This window comes from Burkholderia sp. ABCPW 14 (assembly GCF_001523835.1).
Lineage (GTDB): Bacteria > Pseudomonadota > Gammaproteobacteria > Burkholderiales > Burkholderiaceae > Burkholderia > Burkholderia mayonis.
The window spans coordinates 47,476-68,422 of record NZ_LOVS01000097.1; the positions used below are offsets into that span (position 1 = coordinate 47,476).

At 66.1% G+C, this 20,947-nt stretch carries 15 protein-coding genes; 3 read left to right on the top strand and 12 right to left on the bottom strand.

Annotation, left to right across the window (positions count from 1 at the left end; genetic code table 11):
* Positions 1-303 precede the first annotated feature (303 nt).
* A complete protein-coding gene (locus WS62_RS14250; protein ID WP_066571663.1) occupies positions 304-1,596 on the bottom strand; it encodes a sensor domain-containing phosphodiesterase in 1,293 nt (430 codons plus the stop codon).
* Positions 1,597-1,889: 293 nt separating this feature from the next.
* Between WS62_RS14250 and WS62_RS14255 the strand changes: the two genes are divergently transcribed.
* Positions 1,890-3,557 carry a Na+/H+ antiporter gene (locus WS62_RS14255; RefSeq protein WP_066571671.1) on the top strand — a complete coding sequence of 556 codons (1,668 nt, stop codon included), beginning with the start codon at positions 1,890-1,892 and terminating at the stop codon, positions 3,555-3,557.
* Between the two features lie 173 nt (positions 3,558-3,730).
* Here the strand turns inward: WS62_RS14255 and WS62_RS14260 are convergent, their stop codons facing one another.
* The 5 genes from WS62_RS14260 to WS62_RS14280 all read right to left on the bottom strand — a co-directional run bounded on the left by WS62_RS14260 (position 3,731) and on the right by WS62_RS14280 (position 12,444).
* Positions 3,731-7,306: an indolepyruvate ferredoxin oxidoreductase family protein gene (locus tag WS62_RS14260; RefSeq protein ID WP_066571679.1), complete on the bottom strand. Its 3,576-nt coding sequence runs from the start codon at positions 7,304-7,306 to the stop codon at positions 3,731-3,733.
* Between the two features lie 216 nt (positions 7,307-7,522).
* Positions 7,523-8,578, bottom strand: a complete 1,056-nt coding sequence (locus WS62_RS14265; RefSeq protein WP_231748291.1) for an ion channel — start codon at positions 8,576-8,578, stop codon at positions 7,523-7,525.
* A 132-nt stretch (positions 8,579-8,710) separates the two neighbouring features.
* Positions 8,711-9,115 (bottom strand): hypothetical protein, encoded by a 405-nt coding sequence (locus tag WS62_RS14270; protein ID WP_066571682.1) that lies wholly within the window; start codon positions 9,113-9,115, stop codon positions 8,711-8,713.
* A 66-nt stretch (positions 9,116-9,181) separates the two neighbouring features.
* Positions 9,182-10,882 (bottom strand): S10 family serine carboxypeptidase-like protein, encoded by a 1,701-nt coding sequence (locus WS62_RS14275; RefSeq protein ID WP_066571684.1) that lies wholly within the window; start codon positions 10,880-10,882, stop codon positions 9,182-9,184.
* A 548-nt stretch (positions 10,883-11,430) separates the two neighbouring features.
* Positions 11,431-12,444 (bottom strand): sulfate ABC transporter substrate-binding protein, encoded by a 1,014-nt coding sequence (locus tag WS62_RS14280; RefSeq protein ID WP_066571687.1) that lies wholly within the window; start codon positions 12,442-12,444, stop codon positions 11,431-11,433.
* A 540-nt stretch (positions 12,445-12,984) separates the two neighbouring features.
* Between WS62_RS14280 and WS62_RS14285 the strand changes: the two genes are divergently transcribed.
* Together WS62_RS14285 and WS62_RS14290 are read left to right on the top strand one after the other, a co-directional pair.
* Entirely contained in the window at positions 12,985-14,079 is a 1,095-nt protein-coding gene (locus tag WS62_RS14285) for a glycosyltransferase family 2 protein (RefSeq protein WP_066571691.1), read from the top strand.
* Between the two features lie 16 nt (positions 14,080-14,095).
* On the top strand, positions 14,096-15,349 hold the full coding sequence (locus WS62_RS14290) for a glycosyltransferase family 87 protein (protein WP_066571694.1): 1,254 nt from the start codon (positions 14,096-14,098) through the stop codon (positions 15,347-15,349).
* On the opposite strand, the gene WS62_RS14295 is transcribed toward WS62_RS14290, so the two are convergent.
* From WS62_RS14295 to WS62_RS14320, 6 genes are read right to left on the bottom strand one after another with little or no spacing between them, the layout of a single operon-like run.
* Positions 15,322-16,389 carry a pilus assembly protein TadG-related protein gene (locus tag WS62_RS14295; RefSeq protein ID WP_066571739.1) on the bottom strand — a complete coding sequence of 356 codons (1,068 nt, stop codon included), beginning with the start codon at positions 16,387-16,389 and terminating at the stop codon, positions 15,322-15,324. The two genes, WS62_RS14290 and WS62_RS14295, sit on opposite strands and share 28 nt — an antisense overlap.
* An 8-nt stretch (positions 16,390-16,397) precedes the next feature.
* A complete protein-coding gene (locus tag WS62_RS14300; RefSeq protein ID WP_066495710.1) occupies positions 16,398-16,826 on the bottom strand; it encodes a TadE/TadG family type IV pilus assembly protein in 429 nt (142 codons plus the stop codon).
* Positions 16,823-17,677 (bottom strand): tetratricopeptide repeat protein, encoded by an 855-nt coding sequence (locus tag WS62_RS14305; protein WP_066571697.1) that lies wholly within the window; start codon positions 17,675-17,677, stop codon positions 16,823-16,825. The genes WS62_RS14300 and WS62_RS14305 overlap by 4 nt, the downstream gene beginning before the upstream one ends.
* Positions 17,674-18,636: a type II secretion system F family protein gene (locus WS62_RS14310; RefSeq protein WP_066571700.1), complete on the bottom strand. Its 963-nt coding sequence runs from the start codon at positions 18,634-18,636 to the stop codon at positions 17,674-17,676. The genes WS62_RS14305 and WS62_RS14310 overlap by 4 nt, the downstream gene beginning before the upstream one ends.
* Positions 18,633-19,607: a type II secretion system F family protein gene (locus WS62_RS14315; protein ID WP_066571703.1), complete on the bottom strand. Its 975-nt coding sequence runs from the start codon at positions 19,605-19,607 to the stop codon at positions 18,633-18,635. The genes WS62_RS14310 and WS62_RS14315 overlap by 4 nt, the downstream gene beginning before the upstream one ends.
* The gene (locus WS62_RS14320) at positions 19,604-20,923 is read right to left on the bottom strand and encodes a CpaF family protein (RefSeq protein WP_442855088.1); all 1,320 of its coding nucleotides are present in this window, start codon (positions 20,921-20,923) and stop codon (positions 19,604-19,606) included. Before WS62_RS14320 ends, WS62_RS14315 begins: the two co-directional genes overlap by 4 nt.
* Between the last annotated feature and the right edge of the window lie 24 nt (positions 20,924-20,947).

Below are 20,947 nucleotides of genomic sequence, written 5' to 3' on the forward strand. Positions count from 1 at the left end.
GCTTCGTGCGAACGAAGCCGCCGCCGTCGATGTCGGAAAGCCCAATGCACGAGACACGAGATGCTGTTCGTCGCACTTCGACGAAGCGGCGGCCGCCGCGCGATCCGCGCGATCCGCGCGATCCGTACGATCCGTACGATCCGTACGATCCGTACGATCCGTACGATCCGCACGATGGCGCGAACCGGCAGCCACGCCCGCGAGCGCCCCTGGCGCCTGCGAAGCACGCGCCGGCGGCCGCCCACACACACACGGCGCACGGCGCGCGGCCGGCATGGCCGCGGCTCGCCGACGTGCCGGCCGTCAAGCGTCGAGCGGCTCCTCGTCGTCGATCCAGTCGATATCGCCGCAGAGCACGCACAGCGTGTCGTTCACGCGGACCGCGATCGACAGCGTCACGCACGGCAGCGCCTCGTTGATCGACAGATACGGCCGCGTCACGTGCACGCGCCCCGGCTCGGCGATCGCCGTCCGAAAATACGGGCGCCTCAGCCAGTTCGCGCCCTGCGCGTCGGCGAGCGGCAGAAAGCGCGTCTCGCGCGCGGCGCGATCCGCGCGCAGCACGACATTGCGGCCCGCCTGCCGCCCGCGCTCGTCGAGCAGGAAGCAGCGCGCGGCGTGATCGAGCGCGAGGAAGTTCCAGCAGACCTCGTCGAGCGGCTCGCCCGCCGCGAGGCGCTCGGCCGCGCGCTCGAACGCACGCTGATACGGCGCGAGCCGCTGCGCGTCGCGCCGCTCGGTCGCTTCGGTCTGCTTGCGATAGCGTTCGGTCAGCTCGCCGATGCAGGCGGACACCGCCGCGCCGTCGGGCAGCCCCGGCCCCGGACGCCCGAAGAAATAGCCCTGCACGAAATCCGCCTCGCACGACAGCGCGATTTGCGCCTCGTGCTCGGTCTCGATTCCTTCGATCAGCACGAGCTTGCCCGCCTCGTGCAGCAGCGTGACGAGCCCGTGCAGGATCGCGGTGAGCCCCGTGCGATGCTGCGCGTGCGACAGCATGATCCGGTCGAGCTTCACGATGTCGGGACTCAACTGCCAGATTCGTTCGATGTTCGAATGACCGGCGCCGAAATCGTCGAGCGCGATCAGGAAGCCGTGCTCGCGAAACTCGCGCACCGCGTCGGCGAGCCGATCGAGATCGTCGGCGCGTTGCTCGAGCACTTCGAGCACGACGCGCCGCGGCGGAATGTCGAGCCGTTTCAGGTTCGCGAACAGCGCGGCGGCCTGGAACGGATCGGTGAGCACGCCTGGGTGCACGTTGAGGAACAGCCACTCGCGCTCGGCGCCGAAGCGCGCGAAGTTCTCGAGATGCAGCGCCTGCGCGAGGCGGTCGACCTGCGTCGCTTCGCCGTGGCGCGCGGCCTCGCCGAACACGTCGAGCGGCGACACCGGCCGGTCGAGCGCATCGTGCGCGCGCAACAGCGCCTCATAGCCGACCGCGCGCATGTGCGACAGGCTGAAGATCGGCTGGAACACGCTCGTCAGCGTGAGATCGTGGTGGTGCGCGGCGACGCGCTCGAGACCCGACGTCATCTCCGACTCGAAGCGATACGGCGACGCGGCGACGGGACGCTCCTGCTGGACGGTGGTGGTCATGCGGCGGCCCTCCTCAGGACGAAAACGTCTGCAGGCGAAACATGCGGCTCGCGGGTTTTCATCGGTGATCCTCGGTTGTTCAATCGTAGTTGTCGCATTGCTCCAAGCAAGCTCCGTGCTCAGTCGTCCGAACCCTGGTGCCGATGCGTCGGTCTCCGATACGTTGCGCATGCGTTCGAACGGGGATTGCGCGCACCATGACAGTGCAGCCGTGCGCAACCCTCGCTTCCCGGCGCGCATTTCGCGCGCACGCTACACTGCGTATCGTCGTTTCCTCCCCGTTTCAATCATCGATGTCAATCGTCTTCACTGTTTTGATTTTGTTGCTCGCGGTCGCGCTGTCGGGCGTCGCGACGCGCGTGCTGCCGTTGCGTCTGCCGTTGCCGCTGATGCAGATCGCGATCGGCGCCGTGCTGGCATGGCCGAGGTTCAACCTGCACGTCACGTTCGATCCCGAAATCTTCATGCTGCTGTTCATCCCGCCGCTGCTGTTCGCGGACGGCTGGCGAATTCCGAAGCGCGAGCTGTATCTGCAGCGGCGCGCGATCCTGATGCTCGCGTTCGGCCTCGTGTTCATGACGGTACTCGCCGTCGGCTACTTCGCGCATTGGTTGATTCCCGGCCTGCCGCTGCCGATCGCATTCGCGCTCGCCGCGGTGCTGTCGCCGACCGATGCGGTCGCGCTGTCCGGCATCGCGGGCAAGGGTCGCATCCCGCCGCAGTTGATGCATATTCTCGAAGGCGAAGCGCTGATGAACGACGCATCGGGCCTCGTCGCGCTCAAGTTCGCGATCGCGGCCGCGCTGACCGGGATGTTCTCGCTGCGCGACGCGTCGATCAGCTTCGTGATCGTCGCGTCGGGCGGCCTCGCGACGGGCGCGGCCCTCGCGTGGCTGTTCAGCGCGCTGTCGACGCGCTTCCTGAACGCCGCGCAGGAGGGCGATCCGGCGCCCGGCATCGTGATGACGCTGCTCGTGCCGTTCGCGTCGTACCTGATCGCCGAGCACCTCGCATTGTCAGGAATCCTGTCGGCCGTCGCGTCGGGGATGATGATGAACTACACGAGCTTCTCGAAGAGCAGCACGGTCGCCGCGCGCGTGCGCGCCGAGAGCACGTGGGCAATGATCGAGTTCGTGTTCAACGGCATGGTGTTCATCATGCTCGGGCTGCAGCTTCCGCACATCATCGGCCGCGCGCTCGTCGACGCGCACCATACGAGCGATGCGCTCGTCGGCGCGCTGATCGGCTACGTCGCCGCGATGCTCGCCGCGCTCTACGCGATTCGCTTCGCGTGGGTGTGGCTGCTGCGCTGGATCGCGAGCCGCCGCGCAGCGAAGCAGGGCCTCGCCGGCACGATGGCGGGCCTGCGCACGATCGCGGTGATGACGGTGGGCGGCGTGCGCGGCGCGATCACGCTCGCCGGCGTGCTGTCGATTCCGGTCGCGCTCGCCGACGGCACCCCGCTCGCGGGCCGCGACATCGCGATCTTCGTCGCATCGGGCGTGATCCTCGGCTCGCTCGTCGCCGCGGTGATCGGCTTGCCGTTCCTGCTGCGCGGCGTGCGCCCGATGCGCAACCCGCACGCGGAGGAAGAGCGCGCCGCGCGCGCGGCGGCCGCGCAGGCGGCGATCCGCGCGGTCGACGCGGCGCACGACACGCTCGCTGTCGATCTCGACGAGACAGCCGCCGCGCGCTGCGCGGACGTGACGGCGCGCGTGATGGACCTGTACCGCCGCCGGCTCGCGAGCTTGGCCGACGACGGCGCGACGCCGCGCGAGGAGGCGCGGCAGACGGAGAAGATGGAATTGCACCTGAAGATCGCGGCGATCCGCGCGGAGCGGACGGTGCTCTATCGGCTGCGCGGCGAGCAGGAGATCAACGACGAGACGCTCGCCAAGCTGATGCGCGAGGTCGATCTGGCGGAAACGGCGCTGTCGACGCGCAACAAGGGAATCGTCTGACGCAGCGCGCGCCGACGCGCGTCATCGTCGCTCGATGAGCGAACGGCGCAGCGGCGAAGCAACGGACGGACGAAGGGCAAAACAAAGAAGCCGAAGCAGCGCAAAAACGGCGGGCTGCCGCGCAATGCCCCGCGCAGCCGCCCGCCGCCGCTTGAACGGCGCTCACGCCGCGCTCAAGACTTCGCGACGACAACCGGAATCCCGCGCAGCGCGCCCGCGCCCTTCATCTCGTCGAGCGCGCGCTGCACGGCCGCGCCCGTCGCCGCGTCGATCGAAAGACGCGCGGCCAGTTCGCGCTCGGCGCGCTTCACGCTCGCGACGTTCGCGAGCTTCACGTGCCCGTAGCCGCGCGCCTTCGCGTGCAGCTCCGCGAGCCGCGCCACCGTATCGGCCGTCTGCGGCGAGAGCGCCGCGAGTGCGCGGCGCATCGTCGCCTCGTAGTCGTCGGCGAGCGCGCGCTCCATCTTGCGCTCGACCGTGCCGCCGAACGGATCGAGCCACGTGCCGCGCAGGCTGCGCACGCGCGCGAGCAAGCCGAGCACCGGCCACAGCCATTGGCCGAACACCTGCTTTCTCGGCGCGGCGCCGCCCCGGCCAGCCTTCGCGGTCGCGGGCGGCGCAAGATTGAACCTGACGCGAAAGTCCTTGCCCGCGGCACCTTCGAACTGCGCTTCGAGCGCCGTGCGGAACGCGCCGTCCGCGTAGAGCCGCGCGACCTCATACTCGTCCTTCACCGCGAGCAGCCGATGAAACGTCGTCGCGACCGCGCGCGCGATACGCTCGTCGCCTGCCGCGCGCGCGGCGCCGACGAGCGCGCGATAGCGCTCGACGTAGCGCGCGCCGCCATAGTCGGCCAGGCGCGCCTCGCGATCGGCGACGAGCGCGTCGAGCGTCTGCGGCGGCAGCGGTTCGTGCACCGGATGGCGCGCGTCCCACAGCGCGTCGAGGCCCGCCGCATCGCCCGCCGCCATCCGGCCGATCGAGAACGCGAGCTTGTTCATCGGCACCGCGACGTTGTTCAGCTCGATCGCGCGCATCAGCGCGTCGAGCGACACCGGCACGAGGCCCTGCTGCCACGCGAAGCCGAGCATCAGGATGTTCGCGCCGATCGTGTCGCCCAAGAACTTCGTCGCGAGCGCCTGCGCGTCGCAGCTCGACAGGAAGCCGTCGCCCGCCGCGTGCCGCATCTTCGCGACGAGCGCATCCGCGTGCAGGTTCGCATCCGGATCGCGAACGAACGCCGCGTTCGGGATCGCATGCATGTTTACGACGATCCGCGTGCGCTCGCGGCGCACCGTCTGCAATGCATCGGCGCTCGCGCCGACGACCATGTCGCACGCGAGCAGCACGTCGGCCTGCTGCGTGTCGATCCGCACCTGATTGAGCCACGCGTCCGACGACGCGATCCGCACGAACGACAGCACCGCGCCGCCCTTCTGCGCGAAGCCCATGAAGTCGAGCACCGACGCGCTCTTGCCTTCGAGATGCGCGGCCATGCTGACGAGTGCGCCGACCGTCACGACGCCCGTGCCGCCGACGCCCGTCACGAGCATGTCGTACGGCGCGGCGTCGAGATGCGTCGCGGGGCGCGGCAGCGCATCAACGCGCGCGGCGAGCGCGGCCTCGTCGAACGCGACGCCCGCCGCCTTCTTCAGCTTCGCGCCCTCGATCGTCACGAAGCTCGGGCAGAAGCCGTTCACGCACGAGAAATCCTTGTTGCACGACGACTGGTCGATGCGCCGCTTGCGGCCGAGCACGGTCTCGACGGACTCGACCGACAGGCAGTTCGACTGCACGCCGCAATCGCCGCAGCCTTCGCAGACGGCTTCGTTGATGAAGAGCCGCTTGTCCGGATCGGGGAACGCGCCCTTCTTGCGGCGGCGGCGCTTCTCGGCCGCGCAGGTCTGGTCGTAGATCAGCACGGTCACGCCCGGCGTGTCGCGCAGCTCGCGCTGCACCGCGTCGAGCTCGCGGCGGTGGTGGAACGTCGTGCCTCGCGGGAACAGATCGTGATGGCCGTCATACTTCTCCGGCTCGTCTGACACGACGACGAAGCGCGACACGCCTTCCGCCTCGACTTGCCGTGCGATCTGCGGCACCGAGATGCTGCCGTCGACGGGCTGGCCGCCCGTCATCGCGACCGCATCGTTGTAGAGGATCTTGTAGGTGATGTTCGCGCGCGCGGCGACCGCCTGCCGGATCGCGAGGATCCCTGAATGAAAATACGTGCCGTCGCCGAGATTCTGGAACACGTGGCGCGTGTTCGTGAACATCGCGTGCGCGGCCCAGTCGACGCCCTCGCCGCCCATCTGGATAAGCCCCGTCGTGTCGCGCTCCATCCACGACGCCATGAAGTGGCAGCCGATCCCCGCCTGCGCGATCGAGCCCTCCGGCACCTTCGTCGACGTGTTGTGCGGGCAGCCCGAGCAGAAGTACGGCGTGCGCCGCACCGCATCGGCTTCGTTCGACAGGATCGTCGGCGCGACGAGATCGACGACGCGCGCGCGGCGATCGAGCGCGGGCTTGTGGCGCGCGAGCCAGCCGGCGAACACGGGCAGGATCCGCGACGGCCGCAGCTCGCCGAGCTCGGACAGGAGCGGCGCGCCCGCCGCGTCGTGCTTGCCGAGCACGACGGGCCGCGCGCCCGACGCGCGGTTGTACAGATGGTCCTTGATCTGCTGCTCGATCACGGGGCCTTTCTCCTCGATCACGAGCACTTCGGCGAGGCCGCCGACGAACGTGTCGATCCGCGACATCTCGAGCGGGAACGACAGGCCGACCTTGTAGATCCGCACGCCGGCCGCGTCGAGATCGGCGAGCGTCAGGTCGAGCCGGCGCAGCGCCTCCATCAGATCCAGATGCGCCTTGCCGCACGTGACGATGCCGACGTTCGCGTGCGCGCTCTTCGCCACCCACTTGTCGATGCTGTTCGCGCGCGCGAAGTGCCGCACCGCGTCGAGCTTCGCGGCGAGCCGCGCCTCGATCGTGAGGCTCGGCAGATCGGGCCAGCGGTTGTGCAGGCCGCCCGCGGGCGGCGCAAAGCCCTCGGGCGCGGGCCAGCGCATCGTCAGCGCGTCGAGATCGACGGTCGAGCCGGACTCGACCGTCTCCGAGATCGCCTTGAAGCCGACCCACGCGCCCGAGTAGCGCGACATCGCCCAGCCGTACAGGCCGAACTCGAGCATGTCGGCGATGTTCGACGGATTCACGATCGGCATGTGCCACGCGATCATCGCGAAGTCGCTCTGATGCGGCATCGACGACGACACGCAGCCGTGATCGTCGCCCGCCACCACGAGCACGCCGCCGTGCGGCGACGAGCCGTACGCGTTGCCGTGCTTGAGCGCGTCGCCCGCGCGGTCGACGCCCGGGCCCTTGCCGTACCACATCGCGAATACGCCGTCGACGGTGCGCTCCGGATCGGCCTCGACGCGCTGCGTGCCGAGCACCGCCGTGCCGCCGAGCTCCTCGTTGATCGCGGGCAGGAAGCGCACGCCGCACGCGTCGAGCTGCTGCTTCGCCTTCCACAGCTGCTGGTCGACCATCCCGAGCGGCGAGCCGCGATAGCCGCTGACGAAGCCCGCCGTGTTCACGCCCTGCTCGGCGTCGAGCGCGCGCTGCATCAGCAACAGGCGCACGAGCGCCTGCGTGCCCGTCAGGAAGATGCGGCCGCGCGTCGCGGAAAGATTGTCGGTCAGGCGATAGTCGGCCAACGCGGGCGGGCCGTCGATCGGCAGGCGGGCGTTCATTGTCGTCTCCTCGATGTGCTGTTCGCGATTGCGGCATCGCCTCGCGCCGGAAAGGCGTGGCGCCCTGTTTCGATGCGCAACCCAATGCACTTTATTTTTTTACGCCAATAGAAGAATTTCTTTGCTTATCTTGATATCGATCAACGTTTTCGAGAAAGACGGCTGAAGCTTTGCTTGCAATTTGAGAAGGATTTCGCTCCGGGCCGGATCAGCGGGTCAGACCGGGTGGGCGCCGCCTTCGGCGGGCGGCGTAGTCGGCGTAGTCGGCGTAGTCGGCGCAGTCGGCGTGCCCGGCGCACCGGCCGGGCCGGGCGCATCGGATGCATCGGTCGCCGGCTGCGGTTCGATCGGCTCGATGTCGTTAAAGCGCGTGTAGTCGATGTGCGTCATGCCGTCGACCTCGCTCATCAGATCGACATAGCGGTGATGCCAGCGGATGTCGCCGTGCTCCCACGCGTGGCGCGCCTGCATCATCTGCGTGGTGGTTTCGTCGGAGCCCTCGATCATCACGAGCAGCAGCGCGCGGCGCTCGGCGAGCGATTCGGCCGTCTCGCCGAACAGCGGGCTCGATTCGTCGATCACGTGCATCAGGTTCCAGCCGAGCAGGAAGATCGGATGCTCGCTGCGCACGAGCTTCAGATCGTGGATCTTCAGCAGCGAATAGCCCTCGGACGATAGCTCGCGCCGCATCAGCCGCAGCTTCGCGCGCGCCTCGGCGATCACGTTCTGCCGCGCGTTCGCCGCGCGCACCATCAGCGTCATCCGGCCGTTGAGCGGACGCACGATCGCATGGCGCGCGAACATGATCTTCGCGCGCGGCCGCGCGAAGCGCGCGAACACGAGCCCCGTCGACAACGCGATCCCCGACATCCCGACGAAGATCTCGAGCGTCGCAACAGCGTGCGCGTAGACGGTTTGCGGATGCATGTCGCCGTAGCCGACCGTCGCGAGCGTCTCGACGCTGAAGAAGAACGCGCCCGCGAAGCCGGGCGGCGACTGGTTCGCGATCGGCGCGTCGCCGAGCAGGTACAGCAGCGCGAACAGCGTGTTGTTCACGACGAACAGCGCGGCGAGCGACGCGAAGAACACCGGCCAGCTCACCTTGAGCGCCCAGTAGTAGAGATCGCGCCAGACGGAGGCCGGCATGCCGTACGCGATCACGTCGCGCGTGCCGGACCAGATCCTGCGGCCGCCGCGCGGCGGCTTGCGCGCGCCTGAGCCGCTGCCGACGGGAGGCTCGGGGGGGTGCTGGGAAGAGGAATCGACGTTCATCGCAGTCTCGCCGGGGTCGGGTGCGGCGAGCGTAGCATGCAGCGCTTACGATGGGTCGTCACGCCGCCCGGTTCGTTCGATGCGCGCGACGCGCCCGGCCTTCCGCGGGCAGGTGCCGGGCCCCGCCGCCCGTCACTGGCGCGGCTGCTCGATGAATTGCTGAACCTGCTTGAGCGTGACCTTGCCGGTATGCGCGGCGTCGATTTCATCGAAGTGCTTCGCGACGTAACCGAGGCCGCTTGCTTGCGCCTGCGCCTTCGTGACCGCCGCGCCGTTGCCGAGCGCGCTGCTCGCGCCGAGGCTCGCCGCGAGCCGGCTTTGCGCCTGCTGCTGCAACTGCGCGCCTGTCGTCGCGGAAGCCGACGCCGGCACGGCGGAAGCGGCCTTCGGGAAGAACGGGCCGTCGACGCCGCCGTGCAGCGGCGGAACGGACGAGACGGCCTGCAAGGTTTCGGCGGATGCGCCCAACGCGAACGTCGCGGCGACAGCGAATGCGATCGCCGGGAACACGCGCTGCAACTGATGAATCTGGAACATGACGTGACTCGCAATATCGGGGTTCAAGGAGCGGGCCGCCGATGGCGCGGCCCGCTCGCCGCAAACTCAGCGGGCCGCGGCGGCCCGCGCGATTTTCGCCGTCGGCGTATTGGCCGGGCTCTCGTCGGGCCACGGCGACGGCAGCGCCGCGAGCGTCAGCGCGTTCGCCACGGGCCGGTTCTGGTAGAACGCGACGAGATCCGACTTCATCTGCGGCCTCGCGGCATCGTCGAGGTAAATCATGTGGCCGCCCTGATAGAACGTGACCTGCAGGTTCGGGGCGAGACCGGACACCGTCTGCAGCCGCGCGAGCTCCTTTTCCGTTTCGAAATACGGCGTCGCGAGATCATGATAGCCGTTCGACGCCAGCACCTTCAGCTTCGGATTCAGTTGCAGCGCGGCGAGCAGATCCGGGATCGTGTCCGGATACGGCTGCCCCGCATGGCTGAAGTTCCACACGCCAATGATGTCGGGATTCAGCGTCTGATACGTCGCGTTCGGCGCGGCGTAGCCGAGGTCGTTCGGCATCTGCGACGCCAGCGCCGTCGTGAACGGCTTCGAGATCAGGATGTCGGAGGGATCGTCGTCGCTCGCAAGGCGCGGATCGCCGTTCGGCAGCGACACGCGGCCGTCGTAGCGGCCGATCGTGTCGCCCGGCACGAGCGTCGTCTGCCCGGGCGAAGCCTCGGTGTCGTAGAAATACTGGAAGTACGCGTTGAGCGATGCGGTCGTCATGCCCGTTTGCGCCGACCACGCCGCGAGCGTGCCGCCGTCCGGCGACACCGGCGACGAGGCCGTCGCGTAATGCACGATCGGCGTGTACTGCGCGGTCACGAAATCCTGAATGCGCTGCGCATACGCGCCCAGATTCGCCGGCGACGGCGACGCCTGGTTGAAGTACGCCGCCACCTGCGCGTACGACGGGAAAGTGCCGACCGCCTGATCCCCGGTCGCCGCCATGTAGTTCAGGATCGACGACTGCAGCACGATGCCCGTCAGCTGCACGCCCGCCGATTCGAGCGCGAGCGCGAGCATGTCCGTGCGCGGCGTGCCGTACGATTCGCCGTACAGGTAGATCGGCGATCCGCTGCGGCCGTTGACGGACAGATAGCGGCGAATGAAGTCGCGCATCACCTTGACGTCGGCGTCCGCGCCCCAGAACGTCTGGTTCGTGTTCGGCTGGATGGCCTCCGACAGGCCGGTGCCGGGCGGATCGATGAACACCATGTCGGTGGTCGCGATCAGGCTTTCCGGATTGTCGACGAGCGGGAAATTCGGCCAGTTGGTCATCAGCGGATCGGGCGTCGCGACGCGCGTCGGCGCGAACGAACCGAGCCGCAGCCACACCGACGACGAACCGGGCCCGCCGTTGTAGAAGAAAGTGACGGGCCGCGGCGAACCGTTCTGGCTCGGGACGGTATACGCGACATACGACATCGTCGCTTCGGCGTTGCCGTTCGGATCGTAGGCCGTCAGATGTCCTGTCGTGGTCAGGTAGTCGACCGACGCGCCGTTCGACGACCATTGACGGCTCATCACCGCGGCGCGCTCGGATACCTGCGACGCGGGAAGCCCGTCGCCCGCCTTCGGCGAGTAAGCGGTCGGGTCCGTATACGGTTGATTGAGTTGCGCGGGCGTCGTGCTGCTCTGCAGATCGTCGCCACACCCTCCCACCGCCAGCAGCATCGTCGAGACGACCGCCGCCGCCGACATCCGGCGGCGCCATCCCGCCGATCCGGCGCGCCCTCCATCCATCGATCTTTTCATTTTCGCTTTCTATTTATTTCAAGACGTAAGGCATGACGACGCAATGCCTTCCTCGGTATTGTCTCAATTGATTTACTCAATTTTTTTGCATCGTAATTATGAAAAAATGGCCCGTCAACCATCATTTCCACCATTGATTATTTGATGGCAAAAAGATAAATCCGCCCGCATTTGCCTCTTGCCGCAAAGCAATCACGTGCGACAAGCGAGCTGCGGCGCACACGGCGCGCATCTCAATATATGGACATCTGTCGCATACGCAGAGAACTGGCGAACATCGAAGATCCGCGGCTCGGCGAGTTGCGATAAAACGCGATTGGGTCACGGCAAAACGCTTATCGGGAAATGCCGAAGCACGCAGACGGAATCGGCATCCGAATCGGAGAATGAAAACAAAACGGGCACATTCCGATTGAATGGAATGCGCCCGTGGATTTCCGAAAGGATAATGCAAGCATCAACCGGCGGAAAGCAATGAAACGGTCGCGCGGCAATTCCGATCCGGGCGGATGCCGAGCGGCGCGCGCGAACCGCCGACCGGCCGACGCTTACTTGCGATCGACGATGATCTTGTCGAACGTGCCGCCGTCGGCGAAATGCGTCTTCTGCGCGTTCGCCCAGTTGCCGAAGATCTGTTCGACGCTGAACGTCTTGAGCGGCTTGAACTCGCTCGCGTGCTTCTTCAGCACGTTCGGATCGCGCGGACGCAGATGGTGCCGCGCGACGATCTCCTGCCCCGCGGGCGAATACAGATACTCGATATACGCCTGCGCCTCTTTGCGCGTGCCCTTCTTGTCGACGACCTTGTCGACGATCGCGACGGGCGGCTCCGCGAGGATGCTCGCCGACGGATAGACGGCATCGAAGCTCGCGCCCGCCGCGCCCGTGTCGATCAGCGCGACCTCGTTCTCGAACGTGACGAGCACGTCGCCGATCCCGCGCTGCGTGAACGTCGTCGTCGCGCCGCGGCCGCCGGAGTCGAGCACCGGCACGTTGCGGAAGATCGCCTTCTCGAAATCGAGCGCCTGCTGATCGGTCGCGCCCTTCAGCTTCTGATAGCCCCACGCGGCGAGATACGCGTAGCGGCCGTTGCCCGACGTCTTCGGATTCGCGATGATCACCTGCACGCCCGGCTTCGCGAGATCGCTCCAGTCCTTGATCTGCTTCGGATTGCCGTGGCGCACGAGGAACACCATCGTCGTCGAGTACGGCGAGCTGTTGTTCGGCAAGCGCGTGCGCCAGTCCTTCGGCAGCAGTTGGCCGCGCTCGGCGAGGAGATCGATGTCGTTCGGCTGGTTCATCGTCACGACATCCGCCTGCAGCCCCTGCAGCACCGACAGCGCCTGCGCGCTCGACGCGCCGTGCGACTGACGGATCGACACCGCCTCGCCCGTCTTCTGCTTGTACGCGGCGATGAAGCTCGCGTTGATGTCCTTGTACAGTTCGCGCGTGACGTCGTAGGACACGTTCAGCAGCGACGTGTCGGCGTGCGCGGCCGTCACGAGCATCGCCGCGGCGATGCCGGCGAAGAGCCGACGGCCGATTCCTGGGTTGTGCTTCATCGTTGGTGCTCCGCTGGTGGTTCGGGGTGATTCGTCAGGTTTTGGTAAGCGACGATTTTAGCGGCGAACGCCGCGACGCGAGCCAATCTGTCGTGGATAGCGATGCGCGAAGGCTGATTTGGCGGGACGGGCGGGGAAGGTTCGGCGATTCGATGGTCGGGCAACCCGGCAGCCTGGCGATTCGACGGCGCGCGCCGAGCCGCGACGCCCCATTTGCACCGCGCACCGGCGCAAGCGCCGCGCACGACGCACGAACCGCATGACGTGCGCCGCCATGTCGCAGCCTCTCGCCATCGCGCCCCGTCGACGATCCGATTGCGCTCCGAATGGTCGCTCAATCACGAACTCATGCGACAAATGAGAAAATCAAAAATCATTCGTCGTTCCAGGCGGTGAACTACAATTTACATCATCGGCATTCAATTCAGTTTATCGTCATGATTGAACGCAAAATAAACAAATCAAAACCATCAAGATTATTCGACCGCGCGTTTCCGCCTGCGCCATAACTTCCCCCACCACCTCGAGTGGAGCACGCTCATGCGAAGCAGAAAACCTTTGATTTCGCTCATCGTGCCCTTCTACAACGAATACGACGCCGCCGATATATTCTTTGCCGAGACAATTCCCGTTCTCGAATCAGTCGAGTCGGTTCGTTTCGAGATCGTATGCATCAACGACGGAAGCAGCGATGGAACGCTCGACAAACTGATTTCTGCGAGTTCTCGTGATCCGCGTGTACGCGTCGTCGACCTGACGCGCCATTTCGGCAAGGAGGCCGCGCTGACGGCCGGCATGGACGAAGCGACAGGCGCCGCCGTCATTCCCATCGACGCCGATTTGCAGGACCCTCCCGGCCTGATTCCGCTGATGATCGATCATTGGCGCCGCGGCGCCGAAGTGGTTGCGGCCAGGCGGACCAACAGGAAGTGCGACTCGTTCGCCCAGCGCACCGCATCGGCGCTCTACTATCGCGTGCACAACGCGCTTTCCGAAGTCGAAATGCCGGAAAACGTCGGCGATTTTCGCCTGATGGATCGCCAGGTCGTCGATGCATTGCGAAGCTTGCCGGAACGGCGGCGTTTTATGAAGGGCCTGTTCGCATGGGTGGGCTTCCGGACCGTGATCGTCGAATATCAGCGCGAACCCCGCCGAGCCGGCCGCTCGAAATTCTCCGGATGGCGGCTGTGGAATTTCGCGCTCGAAGGCATCACGAGCTTCAGCACCGTCCCGCTTCGCAGTTGGACCTACGTCGGGCTCGTCATTGCGATACTGGCATTTGCTTACGGCGCGTTCATCACCATTCGCACGCTGCTATTCGGGAATCCCGTTCCCGGATATGCATCGCTCATTTCCGTCATTCTTTTCATGAGCGGAATCGAGCTCATCGGCATCGGCGTCGTCGGGGAGTATGTCGGGCGCATCTACCATGAATCGAAGCAGCGCCCAATCTATCTGGTCCGACGCCGATATCGCACGGAAAGCCGCGAGGGCGCCGCGTCGATTCGGCACAATCATGCACATCCGGCTTGCGTACCGCTCGAATTTCCGGTCAGGCGCGCCACCGGGACAAACCGCCGGGCAACCGCGCCCGATACGGCACCCCAGGTCCCCTCGCACCAGTTCACCGAATAGCGGGCGCATACCGATCATGTACGTCCCGCGCCCCTCGACGCCCACGACCGACCGCCCGGTGAGCGAGTGGCTGACGCGACGGCGGATCATCCTCTACAGCAGTGTGATGCTCGTGCTTTATGGGCTGTTTTTTCTGGCCTGGGCCGGGATCAGCCGTCGCTTCGCCGCGTTCGACGTGGTTCGGCCCGGACCGGACTTCGCCGTATTCTGGTCGGCGTCGTACTTGATGCTGCACGGTTCGCCCTGGCAAGCCTACGACCATCGCATCCTCTCGGATCTCGTACTGACGCTGCTCGCCGATTTTCAACGTGAGAATTTCGTCGCCTGGTTGTATCCGCCCACGTATCTGCTCATGGTGACGCCGCTGGCGTTGCTTCCGTTTTCCATCGCGTATCCGTGCTTCATCGGCGCGAGTCTCGTGGGGTACGTCATCGCCGTGCTTCGTATTTCCAACACAGCCGGCATCCACGACGCGCCGAGCCTCGGCTGGATACCGCTCGTCGCGTCCCCGTGCATCTTCGTCACGGCCACCTTCGGGCAGAACGCCATGCTGACGGCCGCTTGCGCCGCGCTCGCGGTGTACTGGATCGACCGCAAGCCGATATGGGCAGGCATTTGCATCGGATTGCTCACGGTAAAACCGCAGATGGCGCTGCTGTTTCCATTCGCCCTGATCGCCGTGCGCGCGTGGCGCGTGCTCGCATCGGCCGCGGCGAGCGCAATCCTGTTGTCCGGGATTGCCGTGCTGGTTTGCGGCGTCGAGCCGCTGCGCCTGTTCGCCGTCAATGCGGGACTCGCGCGATCGATCATTCTCGAGCATGGCGTCGTGTTCTGGTTCGCGTCGCCGACATCGTTCGCCACGCTACGCCTGAGCGAAGTGCCGCTGGTTCTCGCATACGTCGGGCACGGTTTCGTGGCCGTCGTGGCCATCGCCGCGACACGCGGCGTATGGAAAAGCACGCGCGACACGCGGTTGCGAGGCGCAGTCCTGTTCGTCTCGACGCTCGTATCGAATCCGTACCTGTGGCACTACGAGCTGGCCTGGCTCGGCGTCGCACTTTCATGCATCGCCGCGATCGGCCTGCGCGACGGCTGGCTGCGCGGCGAGCAGGCCGCGGTGATGTCGGCTTGGCTGCTGCCCGTCTACGAGATGCTGAATCCGTGGCTCAAGCTCCCGCAGATCGGCCCGTTCGTGCTGCTGTTCACGCTCCTGCTCATCCTGCGCCGCGTGCGAATCTCGGCTCAAAACGCGAGCCTTGGCGGCACATAGACGCCGTAGTACGGCCCGACGCCGGTTGCGGGGCCGGTCAGTTTGACGCCGCTGACGAAGTGCCCCTGGATGTACTTGGCGCTCCCGCCGACCGATGCGTCGATATGGAAGGCGGCAAAGGCGACGATCGCGACATAGGTCTTGGTGGCCATCTGCGTGACGACCGGCAGCACCACGATCGTCCCCACGGGAACCGAGTTGTAAAGGGATGCCTTCACGCCGGCAGCGAGCCAGATACTGTCGCCGATGGCAAGCGGCGACGGATTGCCGGTCGCCATCAGGTTCGCCATCGACGTCACGTCGTTCGCCGTCGACTGAAACGAAGTCCATTGGCCTGCCATGCAGGACGTGCCGTATGTCTGTCCGTTCGTCACGATGAATTCGTACGGCAGATTCGTCGACGGATTGACGCGCGGCTGATTGGTCGCCAGGTTCCAATATTGGTTGTAGATGCACTGGTCCAACGCAAGCGGAAACAAGCCGCCCGAAGCGATTCCGCCAGGCGCGGCGAGGGCCGCGACGGCGGTGGCGCCGCCAGACGCGCTGGCGATGCCGAGCAGGCCGCCCAGCAGCAACGGTATCGCTCCGCCATTCACGCCCGCCGTGCGCGTTGCCGTGACCTGCACGGCGGGGGCATCGTAGGTTCCGGGTGTAATGGTCGTCGCTTGCATGCCGGCCGGCGTGCCGGTCAGGTTCCAGTATCCGGCCGTGGCCGTGCCCTTCGACAGCGCGACGCCGTCCGATGCGTTGAGCGCGACTGCGCCGTTCGCCGCCGAGACGGCCTGCGCCCAGTTCGGCCCGACGCCGATGGACTGCATCAACGCCGCCGCACCGGCCAATGCCGCCGCATCGGCTGCGTTTTGCAGCTCGTTGCGCACCACCGCCACGCGCGCGATGTCGATCGCGAATGCGCCGAACGACAGCAGCGGTATGAGGAACAACAAGAAGAACAGCGCGATCGAGCCGTCCTGCCGTTTCGCGGCCTGCCCGCTCGCTCGAGGATCGAGCGCAAGCCGGTGCGTATAGGTGACGAGTCGCATGCGCCGCATCATTCGTAGTTCATGACGGTCGTAGCTGTGATGGTGACGGGCCCCGTCAATGCGCTGAACGCCGACCCCAGCACCAGACCGGTGTACGTATAGCTGATGGTCACGGACAACGGATTGCCCGAAGACGTTCCGCTCGGCTGACTGACGGCGACGGTAGGCGCCGTCGCCGTGCCGCCGGTGATGAGATTGTTTTGCGTGTACGCCAGCGCAACGGTGCTGATCTGCGCGGTGCTCAGTTGCGGCACGTGCAGTACGACGCCCGCGCGCGCGGCTTCGCGGCTCGCGTTCGTGATCACCGCCTTGTCGCACAGAATGAAGCTCACGTCGATGATGCCGAGGAGCACCATCAAAAGAAAAGGAAGCATCAGAACGAATTCAAGCGAGACGACGCCGCGCTGCCCGCCGGCGAACCCCGCGCGCAGTCTCATTTTTCCGCCCTCGGCCCCGGACGCGCGACGTCCGGTCGAGCGCCGCTCGCCGTCGGCTGTGTCTGCGCCGGGTTGCGCGACGCGAGCTTCGCGCGCACGGCCCGATAAACACGCAGATTGTCGGCTACCGCCGAAGGCGGGAGCTCGGACGACAGGATCCGCTTCGCCGAATCCACGTTGCCGAGGACGCCATATGCGAACGCGAGGCTCTGACGCGCCTGCCAAGGCGCATCCGGCAGGCCGGCGACGTCGAGCAGGACGTTCACGCCTTCGCGGGAGCGGTTGCTCAGGACGAGCGACAGCCCAAGGTTGACGCGCAGCCCCTGTTCATCCGGATGCGCGAGCAGCGCGTCGCGATAGACCGCCTGTGCGTCCGCGTGCCGCCCCTCCATGTCGAGCGCGGCGCCCAGCCCTTCGGCTGCGAGCGGATTGCCCGGTTGCTCCGCAAGCAATTCGCGATACTGACGAACCGCATCGTCGAGACGGCGCTGCCGCAGCGCGACGCGGGCGAGGCCGAGCCGTGCGCCGGGCTGGGTCGGCGCTTGCTCGGCGGCTTGCGAATACAGCACGCGCGCGCGCGCCAGGTTGCCGGATCGGTAATAGACGTCTGCCAGGCCAAGTCTCGCCGCAAGCGCATCGGGATGCGCATTGAGCACCTTTTCATACAGCGTGGCGGCGAGATCGATGTTGCCGCCGGACAGCGCGCTGTCCGCAATGCGCAGGTCGGCGCCCGGATCGTCGATCCGATGCGACAGGACCGGGCGCGTCTGGAGTCCCGGATGCGTGCATCCTCCCCAGACGATCGGCAATACGATCGCGAGCCAGGCCGTTTCGAAGATCGAATGTCTCATTTGAATATCGCGAGCAGGCGAATCACGGCGGGACCGCCCGCAATCAAGGCAACGGTCGGCAGGATGAACATCATCATCGGTAACGTAATTTTCGGCGCCAGCTTCGCCGCTTTCTCTTCGAGTGCAATGAGCTGCTCCGCCCGTTCGGCCCGCGACAGCGTCCGCAGCGCCTGTGTAATCGGCGTGCCGTATTGTTGGGATTGAATCAGGGTCGCGGCGAGGGATCGCGCGGACGGCAGGTCGACACGCGCGGCGAAGTTGATCAGAACGGCAGCGCTGCCGCCGCCGATCGTCATCTCGTCCGCGCAAACCGACAATTCATCGGCGAGCGGCGGACAGATACGCGCCAGCTCGAGCGAGACACGTTTGATGCTGGTCGCGAGACTGTTGCCCGCCATCGTGCAGATGACCAACAGATCGAGCGCGTCGGGCAGGCACGCAGCAATCTTCCGGCGACGGCGGGCGATCAGCGCGGCGAGGACGTACTCCGGCACGATCAGGCCGACGACGAATGCGCCGATCATCACCAGTGCGCGAATGACGAAATACGTGCCGAAACGCGGGATATACGGGCTCAGCAAAAGCGCGGCGCCAGCGAGCAGCAATGCGCAAGACAACTTGATCCCGATCATCGACGACACCGCGCGACGTTCGCGAAAACCTGCACGCGTCAATTGGCGGCCGAGCTTCACGCGCTGCATCGGATCGAATTCCGGCAGCCGTTCGCCGAGCCGAGCCAGTTGTCGCGACAGACCCTGACGAAAATCCTCGCGATGGAGCATTGTCATCGCCGATGGCGCGCCCGCCTGTGCGGTCACGCGCCGCACGCGCTCGGCGATTCTGTCGCGCGTGCGCCCGCCCGGGTTGGCGAGCACGAGGACGACGCAGCCGAGCAGGAGCAGCAGCGCGAATCCTCTGCTGAGAAGGAACCATAGGGAAGCGTCGGCAAGCGTCGTCATCTCGACGTGTCCAGTTTCGACAACTTCCGGATCAGCACGAGCCCGATCATGAGCATCACGGCGGCCGTCGTCAGCATGGTGTGGCCCGGATTCGTCGTGAACAGGAGCTCGACGTACGGCCGGTTCACGACATAGAGCACGCCGATGATCAAGAACGGCATGACCGAAATGATGTTGGTCGTGATGCGCCCTTCGGCGGTCAGCGCCCGGGATTTCAGCCGGATGTCCCGGCGCGTGCGGATGATCGCCGACAATTCGTCCAGGGTTTCGCCGAGGCTGCCTCCCGTCTCGCGCTGCAGCAGCAGGTACACGGTGAACAGCGAAAAATCCGCGATCAGGAGCCGCTCCGCCGCCTGGTTCAGCACGTCCTTCAGGTCCATTCCCAATCGCAGGCTGTCTCCCATGACGCGGAACGTCGACCGTACGGGCTCGACCGCGCCGTCTCCCGCGTTGCTGATCGCCTGCGTGACCGGAATGCCGGCGCGGGCAGAGCGAACGATCAGGTCGATCGTATCGGGCAGCGCTTCCAGAAAGCGGGCGCGAAACCGCATGATCAGTGCGCGATAGCCAAGTCGCACCGCGAAAAGAGGCAGCCCCAGATAAATGAGCGGACGCATCGCGCCGGGCGGTTCGAAGAGCTCGATCGCCAACACGGCGGCGACCACGCCGGCAACCGCGCTTGCGCCCATGATGCGCAGGCCGCTGCGGCCGCTCGCCGTACGGACGCGATCGGCGTATTGCTGAAACCACGAACGCAGCCTGCCGCGCCGCTGTTCCAGATTGAACAATGCGGTTCCGGATTCCGACCGGGCGACTCCGGCGTTGCCGCCCTCGGACGGCAGGATTCGGCGTAATCGCTCGTTGATGCGACGCGCTGGCGCATTGCGCGCGCGATCGCGCAGCGACGACAGCACGAGGCCGATTGCCAGGATCACGAAAAATGCACAGGCTGCGAAGATATTTGCCGTCATTGCCGGAACACCTCGGCCAACGCGCCCTCGAGGCCGAAATAGGCGGCGCGCGCCGCGAATGCCGGTCGAATCGATGTCGATTCGAACGCGCCCTTGACCTCCTCTCTCGTCGTGTCGGCATCCTGACGAAAGACGAACAGATCTTGCGTGATGACCACCTCCCCGTCCATGCCGACGATCTCGGTGACCCGCGTGACCCGACGCACGCCGTCGCGCATCCGTTCGACCTGGATGATCAGATGCACGGCGCTCACGATCTGGCGCCGGATCGACAGAAGCTGCAAGTTGGCGTTCGCCATCATGACCATGCTTTCGAGCCGGCTGATCGCGTCGCGCGGGGAATTCGCGTGAATCGTCGTCATCGATCCGTCGTGACCGGTGTTCATCGCCTGCAGCACGTCGAATGCTTCAGGGCCGCGAATCTCGCCGAGAATGATCCGATCGGGCCGCATCCGCAGCGCATTGCGCACCAGATCCCTTTGCGAAATCTCCCCCAATCCCTCGGTATTCTCCGGGCGCGTTTCCAGGCTGACCACATGCGGTTGAAGCAGTTGCAGCTCGGCGGCATCCTCGATGGTCACGATTCGCTCGTGTTGTTCGATATGCTGCGACATAGCATTGAGCAACGTCGTTTTGCCCGATCCGGTGCCGCCGGAAATGACGACGTTCAGCCTGCATACGCATGCCATCTTCAGCACCTGAAGCATCGCCGGCGAGAGGTTGCCTTGCTGCGCCATGCGCGCGAGCGTGATGTCGCGCTTGGCGAACTTACGGATCGAAATCGACGGGCCGCGCATCGCAATAGGCGGCAGCACGACGTTGACGCGGCTGCCGTCGGCGAGCCTCGCGTCGACCATCGGGCTGCTTTCGTCGACGCGCCGCCCCACGGCGGCCGCGATCCGCTGCGCGACGCTGACGACGTGCGCATCGTCGCGGAACTTCAATGACGTCAGCTCGAGGCGGCCGCCGCGCTCGACATAGACCTGATCGGGGCCGTTGACCAGAATGTCGGTGACCGTTTCGTCCGCCAGCAGTGGCTCGATCGGCCCGACGCCGAACATGTCGTTCAGGATCGCATCGACAATCAGCACCTGCTCGCCGGCGGTGATTTTCAACTGCTCCCGCTCGGCGGTATGAGCGGCGACCTGTTCGACGCCCGCGCGCACCTCGTCCCGTGTCTTCAACAACGCAGCGGACATGTTCATCGACGCGAATACCGCCGAGCGGATCAAGTCGAATTTGCCGGAACGAATCAGCGCTTCGTGGCTGTCGGCCGAGACCGGGATACGGACGGCAGGATGCGCCGGTGCGGGCATTTCGGACGGCGTTTGCCGGGGAGG